General features: G+C 69.2%; 12 protein-coding genes. 7 read left to right on the top strand and 5 right to left on the bottom strand.

Annotated elements, in window-relative coordinates; translation table 11 throughout:
• The first annotated feature begins 206 nt into the window (after positions 1–206).
• Positions 207–677: a DIP1984 family protein gene (locus ACWDMM_RS05385; RefSeq protein ID WP_195079169.1), complete on the top strand. Its 471-nt coding sequence runs from the start codon at positions 207–209 to the stop codon at positions 675–677.
• 228 nt (positions 678–905) lie between these two features.
• On the opposite strand, the gene ACWDMM_RS05380 is transcribed toward ACWDMM_RS05385, so the two are convergent.
• Genes ACWDMM_RS05380 through ACWDMM_RS05360 form a run of 5 tightly spaced genes read right to left on the bottom strand, consistent with a single transcriptional unit; the run spans position 906 to position 5,537 of the window.
• Positions 906–1,136, bottom strand: coding sequence for a hypothetical protein (locus ACWDMM_RS05380; RefSeq protein ID WP_195079170.1), 231 nt, complete (start codon positions 1,134–1,136; stop codon positions 906–908).
• On the bottom strand, positions 1,136–1,804 hold the full coding sequence (locus ACWDMM_RS05375; RefSeq protein ID WP_195079171.1) for an SRPBCC family protein: 669 nt from the start codon (positions 1,802–1,804) through the stop codon (positions 1,136–1,138). The genes ACWDMM_RS05380 and ACWDMM_RS05375 overlap by 1 nt, the downstream gene beginning before the upstream one ends.
• Positions 1,805–1,820: 16 nt before the next feature.
• Positions 1,821–2,321 carry a (2Fe-2S)-binding protein gene (locus ACWDMM_RS05370; RefSeq protein ID WP_195079172.1) on the bottom strand — a complete coding sequence of 167 codons (501 nt, stop codon included), beginning with the start codon at positions 2,319–2,321 and terminating at the stop codon, positions 1,821–1,823.
• On the bottom strand, positions 2,314–3,189 hold the full coding sequence (locus tag ACWDMM_RS05365) for an FAD binding domain-containing protein (RefSeq protein WP_195079173.1): 876 nt from the start codon (positions 3,187–3,189) through the stop codon (positions 2,314–2,316). The genes ACWDMM_RS05370 and ACWDMM_RS05365 overlap by 8 nt, the downstream gene beginning before the upstream one ends.
• Positions 3,186–5,537, bottom strand: coding sequence for a xanthine dehydrogenase family protein molybdopterin-binding subunit (locus tag ACWDMM_RS05360; protein WP_449936111.1), 2,352 nt, complete (start codon positions 5,535–5,537; stop codon positions 3,186–3,188). The genes ACWDMM_RS05365 and ACWDMM_RS05360 overlap by 4 nt, the downstream gene beginning before the upstream one ends.
• Before the next feature lie 343 nt (positions 5,538–5,880).
• On the opposite strand from ACWDMM_RS05360, the gene ACWDMM_RS05355 reads away from it, so the two are divergent.
• The 6 genes from ACWDMM_RS05355 (at position 5,881) to ACWDMM_RS05330 (ending at position 12,867) form a co-directional block, all read left to right on the top strand.
• Positions 5,881–6,978, top strand: a complete 1,098-nt coding sequence (locus ACWDMM_RS05355; RefSeq protein ID WP_195079175.1) for an XdhC family protein — start codon at positions 5,881–5,883, stop codon at positions 6,976–6,978.
• A 135-nt stretch (positions 6,979–7,113) separates the two neighbouring features.
• Entirely contained in the window at positions 7,114–8,358 is a 1,245-nt protein-coding gene (locus tag ACWDMM_RS05350) for a cytochrome P450 family protein (RefSeq protein WP_323124076.1), read from the top strand.
• Positions 8,359–8,455: 97 nt separating this feature from the next.
• Positions 8,456–10,102 carry a flavin-containing monooxygenase gene (locus tag ACWDMM_RS05345; RefSeq protein WP_323124075.1) on the top strand — a complete coding sequence of 549 codons (1,647 nt, stop codon included), beginning with the start codon at positions 8,456–8,458 and terminating at the stop codon, positions 10,100–10,102.
• Between the two features lie 255 nt (positions 10,103–10,357).
• Entirely contained in the window at positions 10,358–10,792 is a 435-nt protein-coding gene (locus ACWDMM_RS05340; RefSeq protein WP_195079176.1) for a hypothetical protein, read from the top strand.
• A gap of 99 nt (positions 10,793–10,891) precedes the next feature.
• Positions 10,892–12,469, top strand: coding sequence for a methylmalonyl-CoA mutase family protein (locus ACWDMM_RS05335; RefSeq protein WP_357205735.1), 1,578 nt, complete (start codon positions 10,892–10,894; stop codon positions 12,467–12,469).
• Complete coding sequence (locus ACWDMM_RS05330; RefSeq protein WP_195079178.1) at positions 12,469–12,867, top strand: cobalamin B12-binding domain-containing protein; 399 nt, start codon at positions 12,469–12,471, stop codon at positions 12,865–12,867. The genes ACWDMM_RS05335 and ACWDMM_RS05330 overlap by 1 nt, the downstream gene beginning before the upstream one ends.
• Positions 12,868–12,885 lie beyond the last annotated feature (18 nt).

The following is a 12,885-nucleotide window of genomic DNA, read 5'->3' as shown; positions in this document are numbered from 1 at the left end:
GTTGTGCTGGTCCGGTTTCGAACCCGGTGACGCCGAGTGCCTGCGGCCTGGCCGGTTCCATCGACGCCCGTGGAAGGCGGGCAGGGACACCATCGAAGCCGGGACTACGCACACCTCCAGCGCAGCGCGACAAGGTAATTCGCGTGACTCGTGCGGCTGATCGGTCGATAATCGACCCTTCACGAGTCGATGGCCGGAGGTGGGGAATGAAGTTGGCGGAGGCGTTGGCGTTGCGCGCGGATACGGCGCGCCGGATCGAGCAGTTGCGGGCTCGCATCGTGAGCAACGCTCGCTTTCAGGAGGGGGAGGAGCCCGCCGAGAACGCGGCGGAGCTGCTGGCCGAGGCGGGGCAGGCGCTCGGTGAGTACGAGACGCTGATCCGGCGCATCAATCGGACCAACGCCGCCGCGCGGATCGGAGACGACGGCACCTTGACCGACGCGCTGGCCCGCCGGGACGCGTTGCGGCTGCGGCACTCCCTGGTCACGGCCGCCGCCGACGCCGCGGCGGGCAAGGGGCAGCCCGGATACGCACGCCAGCTGCGATCCGAGCTGAAGATGTTCGCGGCGTTGCCGGTCGCCGAACTGCGCGGGCAGGCCGATGACCTCGCCAGGGAACTGCGGGAGCTCGACGTGCGCATCCAGCGCTCGAACTGGGAGGTCGACCTGCTGGATTGACCGGGAGAGGTGGAGCAGGTAGCCGTCGCGGAGGCGTGCACGAACCCGACTGGCCGACGGGATATTCGGCCACTTTCTCGGCGCACGATGGGCAGTGCGAGGGGTTCGATTCCCCGTCTCACACCGCAGCCCAGCACCGCGCACACGAGACAGTGCACAGCACACAGCACATCACCATGTGCAGATCCGCGGCGGCGAGGGCGGGTCAGGGGCACTCCACCTCTCGCGTCAGTTCCAGAGTTCGCCGCAGGGCAGCGGCGGCAGGCCGGGGCGGATGTCGTCATCGACGGTGACCACGAATCCGGCGTGGGCGCCCGGTTCGGCGACGACGTCCGCGATCTGCGCCGCGCCTGCCTGGTACTCCACAGCGAAAGCGCCCGTGTCGACGCGGATATGCCGCAGGTCGCGGATGGGCGCGAATCGATCTCCGGCGGGCGTCGCGCGGGCGGGCCGGGACATCAGGGCGCCGATCGCGCGGAGCGCCTACGCAGCAGGGCGAAGAGTAGGACGAGGAGACTCACCAAGGCCAGGACGCCCAGCCGGGCGCCACTGCTCGCACCGGCGGCTTGGAGCAGATCGATCGGCTCGGCCGGTTTGCGCGGTGCGGTTGCGGTGGCCGTGGCCGAGTCGTCACCGTCCGCTGGGACCGCTGACAGCGCGCCCGGCTCCGGCTCGGTCGGTGCGGATGCCGTGATCTCCGCGGCGAGGTTGGTGGCGAACTGGCCGATGAGCGTGCCCGCCACGTCGGCGAGCGCACCACGGCCGAACTGCGCGGGCTTGCCGGTGATCGCCAGATCGGTGTCCACGAAAACCTCTGTCGCGCCGCCGGAGTCGACAAGCCGGCAGGTGATGGTCGCCTTGGCCGTTCCGTTGCCGCGAGTTTCGCGGCCACGCCCCTCGAGCACCGCGATCCCGGCGGCCTCGTCCTGGGAGAGAACCTTGATCACGCCGCTGTAGCTCAGCCCGACGGGCCCGAGTTTGACCTTGATCTTGCCGTGGAAGTCGTCGCCGTCCCGGGAAGTGATGACGGCGCCAGGAACGCAGGGGGCGATGCGTTCCAGGTCCAGCAGCACCTGCCAGGCCTGCGCAGCCGGAACGGGAATGGTGAAGGTGTTGTCGAGTTTCATGGAATTCCTTCGGTCCTCACGCCTGCCGCGCGGCGGGCGTCTCGGCGCTGCTCGAGTCGGCGGCGGCGCGGACCGCCCGGACGATGCCCTGATAGCCGGTGCATCGGCACAGGTTGCCGGAGATGGCCTCGCGGATCTCGGTCTCGGTGGGGTCGGGGTTGTCGCGCAGGAAGGCGGTGACCGACACGATGAAGCCGGGGGTACAGAATCCGCACTGCAGGCCGTGGTGTTCCCGGAACGCCGCCTGCACCGGCGAGAGCTCGCCGTCCGGTCCCGCGATGCCCTCGACGGTGGTGAGTTCGGCGCCGTCGGCCTGCACGGCGAACAGCAGGCAGGCGCGCACGGCCTGGCCGTCGAGCAGGATCGTGCACGCGCCGCACACACCGTGCTCGCATCCGAGGTGGGTCCCGGTCAGACCGCAGGTGTCGCGCAGATAGTCGGCCAAGGTGAGCCGGGGCGGCACCCGGTCCCGGCGCAGGGCGCCGTTGATGCGCACCTCGATGTCGACGTCAGTCATTCCCGGCCTCCTCTACGGCGCGTCGCCAAGCGCGCGCCACCATTGCCGCGCCGACCCGCCGCCGGTAGTCGGCGCTGCCGTGCACATCCGACGAGATCGCGTCCAGTCCGGCGGTCGCGTTCCGGCCGATCTCCTCCGCCGACGTGGCGGCGACGGCGGTGCCGATCAGTCCCGCTTCGGTCTCGGCCGCCCGCACCGGGGTCGGTGCGAGGCCGAACAAGCCGATCGCGCACCGCTCGACGCGGGAGTCCGCGTCCAGCCGGACCGCCACCGCCGCGCCCGCCATCGCGAAATCTCCACTGCGGCGGGCGAACTCCTCGATCGCGAAGCCGCATCGGCCGCGCCGGATCGGGAAGGCGACCCCGGTCACCAGCTCGTCGGGAGCCAGATCGGTGGTCCACATGCCGGTGAAGAACTCCGCTGCCGGGATCGTGCGCCGTCCGCGCGGGGAGAGCGTCTCGATCTCGGCATCGAGGGTGAGCGCCACCGCGGGATACTCCGCCGCGGCGTCGGCGTGCGCTATCGCACCGCCGATCGTGCCCCGGTTGCGGATCTGGAAATGCCCGATGAGGGGCGTGGCCCTGGCCAGCAACGGCACGCCGCGGCGGACGTCTTCGGACCGGCCGACCTCGGCGTGCGTGGTCGCCGCGCCGATCCGGACGGTACCGCCGCGCGTCTCGATACCACGCAGTTCTTCCACGCGGCGCAGGTCGACCAGATGCTCGAAGACGGCCAGCCGCAACGCCAGCATCGGCACCAAGCTCTGCCCGCCCGCGATGATCTTGGCCTCGTCACCGAGGTCGGCCAGGAGCGCGACGGCCTCGTCGGCGGTCGCGGGTGCGTGGTACTCGAAGGCCGCCGGTTTCATGCCGAGCCCTTTCCGGCGGCGCGCGCCTCGTCCAGCATCGCCACGATCGTGGCCGGGGACAGAGGCAGCTTCGAGATCTCCACGCCGAACGGCGCGAGTGCGTCGGCGACGGCGTTGAGGACGGCCGGGGTGGCGCCGATCGCCCCGCCCTCGCCGACACCTTTGAAATCGCCGGGCCCTGGGCTCGGTGTCTCGATGTGCCCCACTTCGATCGTCGGCGTTTCGGCCGCGGTGGGCAGCAGATAGTCCAGGAAGGTGGTGGCGACGGGATTGCCGCTCTCGTCGTAGGCGAGATGTTCGTAGAGTGCGCCGCCGATGCCCTGCACCGTGCCGCCGTAGATCTGGCCTTCGACGACGTTGGGGTTGATCATCGGGCCGCAGTCCTCGCTGACGATGTAGCGCAGCAGCCGCACCGCCCCGGTGTCGATGTCGACCTCGCAGGTGCACACGTGGGTGGCGTTGGCCCAGATCGCCAGCTGCGGGGTCTTGTAGCGTCCGCTCGCCTCGAGGCCGGGCGGCACCCCGGGGGGCAGCGAATCCGTCTGGTAGTAGGCGATTTCGGCGATCTCGGCCAGCGTCAGCCCTTCGTCCGGCGCCGCGCGGACGGTGGCCCGGCTGCGGACGAACTCGATGTCGGCGGGGCTGACGCCCAACCGGTGGGCGGCGATCGCCAGGATGCGTTCGCGCAGGACAGACGCCGTCTCGGCGATCGCGCCCGCCGTCATCGAGCCGGATCTGCTGCCGCCGGTGCCGCCGCCGAACGGCGTGATCGCGGTGTCGCCCTGAATGGTGCGCACGTCGGCCAGGTCCGTTCCGAGCGCGTCGGCGGTGAGCTGGACGACGGTCGTCTCCAAGCTGTTGCCCGCGGAGCCGCCCGCGACGTAGACGTTCACCTTGCCGCTCGGTTCGATGCGGATGGTGGCGCCCTCGGTGCTCAGGAACGGGCTGCCGCCGGTGGTCGGCTCGACGTAGGTGCAGGTGCCGACGCCGAGGTAGCGGCCTTCGGCGCGAGCTTCGCGTTGCCGCTCGCGGAAGGCCTCGTAGTCCAGCATCTCGACGGCCTGCTCCAGCGTTTCCAGCGGCGAGATGTTGTCGTAGGTCATCCCGTTCGGATTCGCCCACGGCAACTCGTCGCGGCGCAACATGTTCCGCCTGCGCAGTTCGATCGGGTCGATGCCGATCCGCCGTGCGGCGTGGTCGAGCAGGATTTCCCTGGTCACCGATTCGAACTGCCACGGCCCCCGGTAGGCGAGCCTGCCGACGGTGTTGGAGTACAGGAACTTCGCGGTGAACGAGGCATCGCTGATCCGGTACGGCCCGGGGAACAGCAGCCCGACGACGACGCCTCCGGTGAGCGGCGACGGCGTCGGATAGGCCCCCACGTTCTGCACGTGGTCGATCGCGGCGGCGAGAATCTTGCCCTCGGCGTCGAACGCCATCCGGACGTCGGCGTGCTCGTGGCGCGACATGCCGGCCGCCATCAGGTTCTCCTGGCGGTCCTCGATCCACTTCACCGCCGTGCCGAGCTTGCGCGCGGCCAGCAGGACGCAGGCGTCCTCGCGCAGCGGCACCTGCTTGAGGCCGAACCCGCCGCCGGTGTCGCGGGCGATGACGCGCACCCGGTGTTCATCGATGCCGAGCAGCCGGGCGCAGAACCCGCGCATCTCGTGCGGTGACTGGGTGGAGCTCCAGATCGTCATCTCCGCGGTCGGCGCCGACCAGTCCGCGACGATCCCGCGGGTCTCCAGCGGGACCGGCAGGTAAGCCTGCTGAAAGATCCGCTGCCGCACCACATGTGCGGCGGAGTCGAACAGTGGCGCCAGATCGGCGGCCGGACGACCGGCCATCTCGCCCGCGGAGTTCCCGGCGAATCCGGCGTGCACGAGGTTCGGCGAATCCGCCGCCGTGACGTAGTCCACCACCGGTTCCAGCGGCTCGTAATCGATGATCACCAGTTCGGCGGCGTCCTCGGCCACGTACCGGTCGACGGCGACGACCAGGGCCACCGGGTCGCCGACGAAGCGCACCTCCTGCTCGGCCAGCGGCGGCCGCGGCACGGGAGGGAAGCCGACGATGTCCAGCGCGTAGGAGATCTCGTGGACGCCGGAATTCAGGTCGGCGGCGGTGTAGACCGCCAGCACGCCGTCGAGTTCGAGCGCGGCGGAGACGTCGATGTCGCCGATCGCGGCGCGGGGGAGCGGGCTGCGGACGAAGCACGCGTGCGCCATGCCGGGGCGGGTCACGTCGTCGACGAAGGTTCCCTTGCCGGTCACCAGGCGTGCGTCCTCGAGGCGCGGCACCCGGGTGCCGACGACGCCGGGCGTGGTGGTCGTTCCGGTCCGGGTCATCGTTCGGCTCGCAGGTGGTGTGAGCCGGATTCGATGCGGGGCTCGGTCGTCATCCGTTTCGTCCTCCGTTGACCTCGGCGCCGGCTGCCCGGTGAACGTCGCCCTCGGCGAGCTCGGACATCGTGGGCGGCGCCGCTGCCGCGGCTTCCGGCATGCCCGCGCGCCGATCGATTGCCGCTCGCGAATGCTGAGCACCTGTTTAGCATCGGGAGTCGCACGGCGTCAATCCACCTATGTCGAAAATGAGTATGACGCTAGTATTGTACGAGAATTGCATTCTCGCCACCAGATGGGCGGCACTGCGGGGCCGGCGGTGGGACGACGATTGCCGAGAGGGTTCATCATGCGCGAACTCGCTGCGCGTCTATCGCGCTGGCATGCCGCGAATACCGTCTACGTGCTCGCCACCGTGGTGCGCGTGACCGGCAGCGCGCCCCGGCCCGCCGGGGCCACCATGGCGGTGGACGAAGCGGGGAACGTGCGCGGCAGTCTGTCGGGTGGCTGCGTGGAGGGCGAGGTCTACGAGTTGTGCCGGGAGGTGCTCGAATCCGGCGTGCCCGTTCGCAGGACGTTCGGCTACAGCGACGCCGACGCCTTCGCCGTCGGCCTGACCTGCGGCGGAGAACTGGAAATCGTCGTGCACCGGATCACGCCCGCCGAGTACCCGGCCGTGGAAGCGGCACTGGATCCGGCCGGGCCGATGACGTTCGTGCGCGACTTGGCGACCGGCGCGGTGGCCGCGCTCGGACCCGCGAGCGCCGTCGGCGCGCACTTCGACGACGCGGTGGTGCGGCAGGCGCGCGCGATGCTGTGCGCCGGTGCGACCGGCGTGCGCGTCGTGGGTTGCGCGGACCGCGAGCGCACGGTGTTCATCGAGTCCTTCGCCTCCGCGCCGCGCATGCTCGTCTTCGGCGCAACGGATTTCACCACCGCGCTGTGCGGCGTCGGCCGGTTGCTGGGTTACCGCGTCACCGTGTGCGAGGCGCGCCCGGCCTTCGCCGACCATGCCCGGATGCCGGACGCCGACGAGGTGGTCCGGGACTGGCCGGACCGCTATCTACGGCGCACGCGCGTCGACGCCCGCACAGTGATCTGCGTCCTCACCCACGACCCCAAATTCGACATCCCGGTGCTCACGGAAGCGCTGCGCCTGCCAGTGGCCTACGTGGGCGCGATGGGATCACGCCGGGCCGACCGGGACCGCAGGCGTCGGTTGCGCGCGGCCGGGCTCACCGAACACGAACTGCGGCGGCTGCATTCGCCGATCGGCCTGGAATTGGGCGGCCGGACCCCGGAGGAGACGGCCGTGGCCATCGGGGCCGAGATCGTCGCCGTCCGGCACGGAGGCTCCGCGCGCTCGCTGTCCGACACCGAACGGCCCATTCACCCGGTCGAGACGGGGGACGCCGCGGGAGAAGTCATCGGGATCCGATCGCGCTGAGCGGATGTCCACCTAAAAATGTTGGACTGCAACACTTTCCGGTAAGGTCCCGCACGTGCGTACACAACGAACGCCAGGCAGTCCCGCAGCAGGCGGGAAGGGACACGACGCGGCATCGCACGCGAGGGTCGCGCGTTGAGCAACACAGGGCCGGGTTCGCATGGCGAATCCCTGATCGCCTACGGGTCTCCGGTCTCCGCCGAATCGCATGTTCGGCTGGATGACCCCGCGTTCGCGGCCGATCCGCACCGCGTCTACGAAGACCTGCGACGTCACGGACCGCTGGTGCCGATCGAGCTTTCCGCCGGTGTGCCGGCGACGCTCGTGATCGGCTACCAGGTGGCCGTGCGCATCCTCAACGACGAGACCCACTTCCCCGCCGATTCCCGCCGCTGGGAGAAGAACGCCGCACCGGGCTGTCCGCTGCTGCCGATGCTGGGCTATCGCCAGAATGCGCTGCGAACCGCGGGTGCGGAACACGAGCGCTACCGGCGCACCATCATCGCCGCGTTGGAAACCGTCGACCTGCACAAGGTGCACGACGCGGTCACGCGGGCCGCCGAATCCCTGATCAACAGCTTCTGCGACCGCGGTAGCGCCGACCTGCGGATGGACTACGCGTATCCGCTGACCTTCCGGGTTCTGAGTGAACTGTTGGGCTTTCCCGAAGACGCCGCGGCCGAGGCTTACCAGGGGATGGCCGCGATGCTGGAGGGAGTGGGCGCCGAGGAGGGGCAGCAGCGTTTCGTGCAGGCTCTGGTCGGAGTTGTCCAGCAGAAGCAGGCCGAGCCGGGCGACGACCTGACCTCGCAGCTGCTGAGGCATCCGGACGGGCTCGATCTCATGGAGATGGTGAATCAGGCCGCGCTGCTGTTCTCCATGGGCACGGAGCCGACCTGCAATCTGATCCTCAACGCGTTGCTGCTGTTGATGACCGACGAGGAATACGGCGGTGAGGTCCTCAGCGGCGCCATGGCCACCCGGGACGCCATCGATGCCGTGCTGTTCGAGGACCCGCCGCTGGCGAACTGGTGCGTGAGTTACCCCATACAGCCGCAACTCGTCGGCGATATGTGGCTGCCTGCCGATCAGCCGGTGGTCATCAGCCTGGCCGCGTGCAACAACGATCCCGTCGTGGGCGGTGACCGCAGGGGCAACCGGTCGCACCTGGCGTGGGGGGCCGGTCCGCACGCCTGTCCGGCTCAGTCCCTCGCCCTGACGATCGCCTCGCAGGGCATCGACCTGCTGCTCGATGCCCTGCCGGACATCCGTCCGCAAGGCCCCGCGCAGCGACTGGAGTGGCGGCCCGGGCAGTTCCACCGCGCATTGGCCACGCTACCGGTTCGATTTCCGGCGTGCCCGCCGGTGCGTTTCGCCTGAGAGGCGAGGCCAAGGCTGCTTATTGCTCGGCACGCAGTCGAACCGAACCGCTGTCCGGGCGTCCCATGGCGACTCATTCGAAAGGCAGGTCCCCACGATGACAATGACGTCGGAACATTCCGCATCCTCGACCGGGCAGGAAGCTCGCGAGATCGACGCGGTCGTCGTCGGAGCCGGATTCGCCGGCCTCCACATGCTGTACAAGTTGCGCGAGCTCGGCTTCTCGGTGCAGGTGTACGAAGCGGGTGGCGGACTCGGCGGCACGTGGTACTGGAACCGCTATCCGGGTGCACGCGTCGACGTGAAGAGCATGTACTACAACTACTCCTTCGACCCGGAGCTCGAACAGGAGTGGGAGTGGACGGAGAAGTATCCGCCGCAGCCGGAGTTGCTCCGCTACATCAACCACGTCGCGGATCGTTTCGATCTGCGTAAGGACGTTCGGTTGCGGACCCGGGTCACCGCCGCGGTCTACGACGAGTCCGCCGCGCGGTGGCGGATATCGACCGATCAGGGCGAGGTCGTCTCGGCGCGGTTCGCGATCATGGCGACCGGCTGTCTGTCGGTGGCGAAGATGGTGGAAGTTCCTGGCATCGAGGCGTTCCGGGGTCGCAGCTTCCACACCGGCAACTGGCCCGAGGGAGACGTGGACTTCACCGGCCGACGGGTCGCGGTGATCGGCACCGGCGCCTCCGGGGTGCAGGTCATTCCGCTGGTCGCCGAAGTGGCCGAGACGCTCACCGTGTTCCAGCGGACCGCGAACTACGTTCTTCCCGCGCACAATCACACGATCGATCCCGAATTCCAGCGCGCGATCAAGTCTCGCTACCGCGATGTGCGCAAGGCCAACCGGGAATCGTCGTTCGGCATCGCGCAACCCGAAGCCACCAAGGGGGCGCTCGAGGTGAGCGAGGAGGAGCGAAACGCGTTCTACCGCAGGGTATGGGAGGACAAGGACAGCGAACTGGTCAGCATGCTGGTCGGCTTCACGGACATCCTCGCCGACGAAGCCGCCAACGAGACCGCCGCCCAGTTCGTCCGCGATCGAATCGCCGAGATCGTCACGGACCCGGCTGTCGCCCGGATACTGCAGCCTTCCGGCTACCCCTTCGGGGTCAAGCGCCCGTGCCTGGGGACCAACTACTACGAGACCTTCAACCGTCCCAATGTCCGGCTCGTGGACCTACGCGCGACCCCGCTTACCGAGGTCACCGAGTCCGGACTGGCGACGACAGAGGAGAATTTCGAGTTCGACGACATCATCTACGCCACCGGATACGACGCGATGACCGGTGCGCTGGACGCGATCGACATCCGCGGCCGGGGTGGTGTGTCGCTGCGGGAGAAGTGGGCCGGCAGGCCCGTGACCTACCTCGGTCTCGCCGTGGCGGGCTTCCCGAACCTCTTCACGATCACGGGCCCGGGCAGCCCGGCGGTCCTGTCGAACATGCTGGTGTCCATCGAGCAGCACGTCGACTGGGTGGCGGACGCGATGGACAGGATGCGGTCCGAGGGCGTCACGACCATGGAGGCCGAGGCCGACGCGGAGCAGGAATGGACGCGGCACGTCGACGAAGTCGGCGATATGACGCTCTATCCGAAGGCGGACTCCTGGTACGTGGGATCGAATGTCCCGGGCAAACCGAGAGTGATGTACGCGTATATCGGCGGCGTCGGAGCATATCGCGAAAAGTGCGACCAGGTAGCCGCCGACGACTACGACGGTTTCACTCTGACGCGGTAACCAGGACCGCTGCCGGTGCTGGACGGCGCACGGCGCGCGTCCGGCACGAGGGCGTGCGGCACCGGCCCACTGCGGCGGGGTGCCGACCCCACGATAAGGGTGTGTTTGCGCCGTACAGTGGCCCGAATACGAACTGGTGCGATCGGTGCAGGCGTGGCCATGTCTCCGGGGCCGATTCGTTCCGCGCAGGCCACCCTGTCAACAGCGGGCCGCGTCCGGATAGGCGCTGGTGAGGTCGCCGAGATCAATGCGGCGGTGCACCAGATTCACGAGCTGGTCCTACTGGCAGGACGCGACCGGCTGTGCCGTATCGCGGCCGATGAGGTGGGCTATGTCGTCCAGCTGCTGGACAAGGGCGCGTCCACCGATGACGTCGGCCGGACATTGACCAGCGCTGCAGCCGAAATGATGGTCGCGGCGGGTTGGGTGCACTACGACGCGGGACGCCTGGATGACGCGCGTCGCTACTACGCCGACGCCGCCCAAGCCGCCACCGCGGTCAGTGATGGAATCGCGGTCGCGCATGCGTTGGGTAACGCCAGCTCGCTGCTTACCGAGCGCAACGGCGGCAGCCCTGCGGGAACGAGGCAAGCGGTGCAGTACGCCGGGACCGCCTCGCGGGCGGCGAGAGTCACGGTGGTTCCTGGGGATCTGGGCGGAGCGCAGCGCGTAACGGTCGGCACCTCGTAGCCGGGATGACGCTGACGACATTCGGACGCGCGCTCGTCGCGGACCACCCGGCTCCTACGGTATTGGCATTCTCATTTTCTGCAAGTACCGTATTCAATGATGAACAACCAAGTGCAAACCTCCTCCGGCATCCCGCTGGAGCCGAGCTACGGCCCGGAAGACCGGCGGGGTGACCCGCCCGCGCCGGGCGTCTATCCCTTCACGCGCGGCAATTTCGCCACGGGCTACCGCGGGCGGTTGTGGACCTTCCGGCAGTACTCCGGCTTCGGCACCGCCGAAGAGTCCAATCGCCGCTACCGCTATCTGCTCCAGCAGGGCGGCACCGGGCTTTCGGTCGCGCTCGATCTGCCCACCCAGTGCGGGTACGACTCCGACGACCCCGAGGTGAGCGAAGAGGTCGGCCGGGTCGGTGTCGCGGTGGACACCCTCGCCGATGCGGAGGTGCTCTTCGACGGCATCCCGCTGGAGCGGATCAGCACCAGCTTCACCATCAACGGCACCGCCGCCATCCTGCTGGCCTTCTATGTGGCCGCCGCGGAGAAGCAGGGCGTGCCGCGCGCGAAGCTCACCGGCACGATCCAGAACGACATCCTCAAGGAGTACGCCTCGCGCGGCACCTGGATCTGGCCGCCGGAGCCGTCGCTGCGCTTGATCGCCGACACCGTCGAGTTCTGCGCGGCGGAGGTGCCGCGGTTCAACGCGATCTCGGTGGCCGGCGCGCACTTCCGCGACGCGGGCGCGAACGCGGTGCAGGAGATGGCCTTCACGCTGGCCGACGGCGTCACCTACTGCGACACGGTGATCGAGCGGGGCCGGATGACCATCGATCAGTTCGCACCGCAGATCTCGTTCTTCTTCTACACGCACGGCGACTTCTTCGAGGAGATCGCGAAATACCGCGCGGGACGCCGCCGCTGGGCCACCATCGTGCGCGAGCGGTACGGCGCGACCACCGACAAGGCCTCGATGTTCCGTTTCGGCTGCGTGGCGGGCGGCGCCTCGCTCTACGCGCCGCAGGCGCGCAACAACCAGGTGCGCGTCGCCTACGAAGCGCTGGCGTCGGTGCTCGGCGGTGTCCAATCGATGTTCACCGCCGCGTGGGACGAGCCGTTCGCGCTGCCCAGCGAGGAATCCGCGACGCTGGCGCTGCGCACCCAGCAGGTGCTCGCCTACGAGACCGGGGTGACCCGGGTGGCCGACCCGCTCGGCGGCTCCTACTTCGTCGAGGCGCTCACCGACGCGACCGAGGCGAAGATCGTCGAGATCATGGCTGATCTGGAGCGGCACGGCGGCATGGTGCGCTGCATCGAGGACGGTTACCTCCAGGGCCTCATCGCCGACGAGGCCTACCTGCTGCATCAGGCGGTGGAGTCGGGCGAGCGCCCGGTGGTCGGGGTGAACAAGTTCGTCTCCGAGGAGCCCGCGCCGGACATCGGCACCTACGAACTCGACGCCGACGGGCGCGAGCGGCAATTGAAGCGGCTGGCTCGCGTGCGGTCCGAGCGCGACGCCGGAGCCGTTCGCGACGCCCTTGCCGCCCTCTCGCGCGCCGCGGAAGGAGACGAGAACCTCATGCACCGCCTCATCGGTTGCGCCAACGCCTATTGCACGGTCGGCGAGATGACCGCCGCGCTGAAGTCGGTGTGGGGCGAGTTCCAGCAGCCGGTGGTGTTCTGATGCCCGCTCGCGTGCTGGTCGCCAAACCGGGGTTGGACGGGCACGATCGCGGCGCCAAGATCGTCGCCCGCACCCTGCGCGACGCGGGATTCGAGGTCGTCTACACCGGGATCCGCCAGCGGGTCGAGGACATCGTCGCCATCGCGCTGCAAGAGGACGTGGCCGTGGTCGGCCTGAGCATCCTCTCCGGCGCGCACGTCGCGCTCACCACCCGCGTGGTGGACGCGCTGCGCGCCGCCGACGCGGGCGACATCGCGGTCGTGGTCGGCGGCACCATCCCGCAGGCGGATGTGCCGCGGCTGCTGGAAGCCGGTGCGGCCGCGGTGTTCCCGACGAGCACTCCGCTGGAGACGCTCGTCACCGAGATCCGCGCGTTGACCGGGAACCCGGCCCCATGACCGGCCGGGTGCCGAATT

Source organism: Nocardia sp. NPDC003726, assembly GCF_053586955.1.
Note: the sequence above shows the minus strand (reverse complement) of the source record. Positions and strands in the feature narration are given on the sequence as shown.

Coding starts and splice junctions, on each gene's coding strand:
- ACWDMM_RS05360 (WP_449936111.1), bottom strand. CDS start 5,537: ATGACCCGGACCGGAACGACCACCACGCCCGGCGTCGTCGGCACCCGG.
- ACWDMM_RS05345 (WP_323124075.1), top strand. CDS start 8,456: ATGACAATGACGTCGGAACATTCCGCATCCTCGACCGGGCAGGAAGCT.
- ACWDMM_RS05370 (WP_195079172.1), bottom strand. CDS start 2,321: ATGACTGACGTCGACATCGAGGTGCGCATCAACGGCGCCCTGCGCCGG.
- ACWDMM_RS05380 (WP_195079170.1), bottom strand. CDS start 1,136: ATGTCCCGGCCCGCCCGCGCGACGCCCGCCGGAGATCGATTCGCGCCC.
- ACWDMM_RS05385 (WP_195079169.1), top strand. CDS start 207: ATGAAGTTGGCGGAGGCGTTGGCGTTGCGCGCGGATACGGCGCGCCGG.
- ACWDMM_RS05365 (WP_195079173.1), bottom strand. CDS start 3,189: ATGAAACCGGCGGCCTTCGAGTACCACGCACCCGCGACCGCCGACGAG.
- ACWDMM_RS05330 (WP_195079178.1), top strand. CDS start 12,469: ATGCCCGCTCGCGTGCTGGTCGCCAAACCGGGGTTGGACGGGCACGAT.
- ACWDMM_RS05355 (WP_195079175.1), top strand. CDS start 5,881: ATGCGCGAACTCGCTGCGCGTCTATCGCGCTGGCATGCCGCGAATACC.
- ACWDMM_RS05375 (WP_195079171.1), bottom strand. CDS start 1,804: ATGAAACTCGACAACACCTTCACCATTCCCGTTCCGGCTGCGCAGGCC.
- ACWDMM_RS05335 (WP_357205735.1), top strand. CDS start 10,892: ATGAACAACCAAGTGCAAACCTCCTCCGGCATCCCGCTGGAGCCGAGC.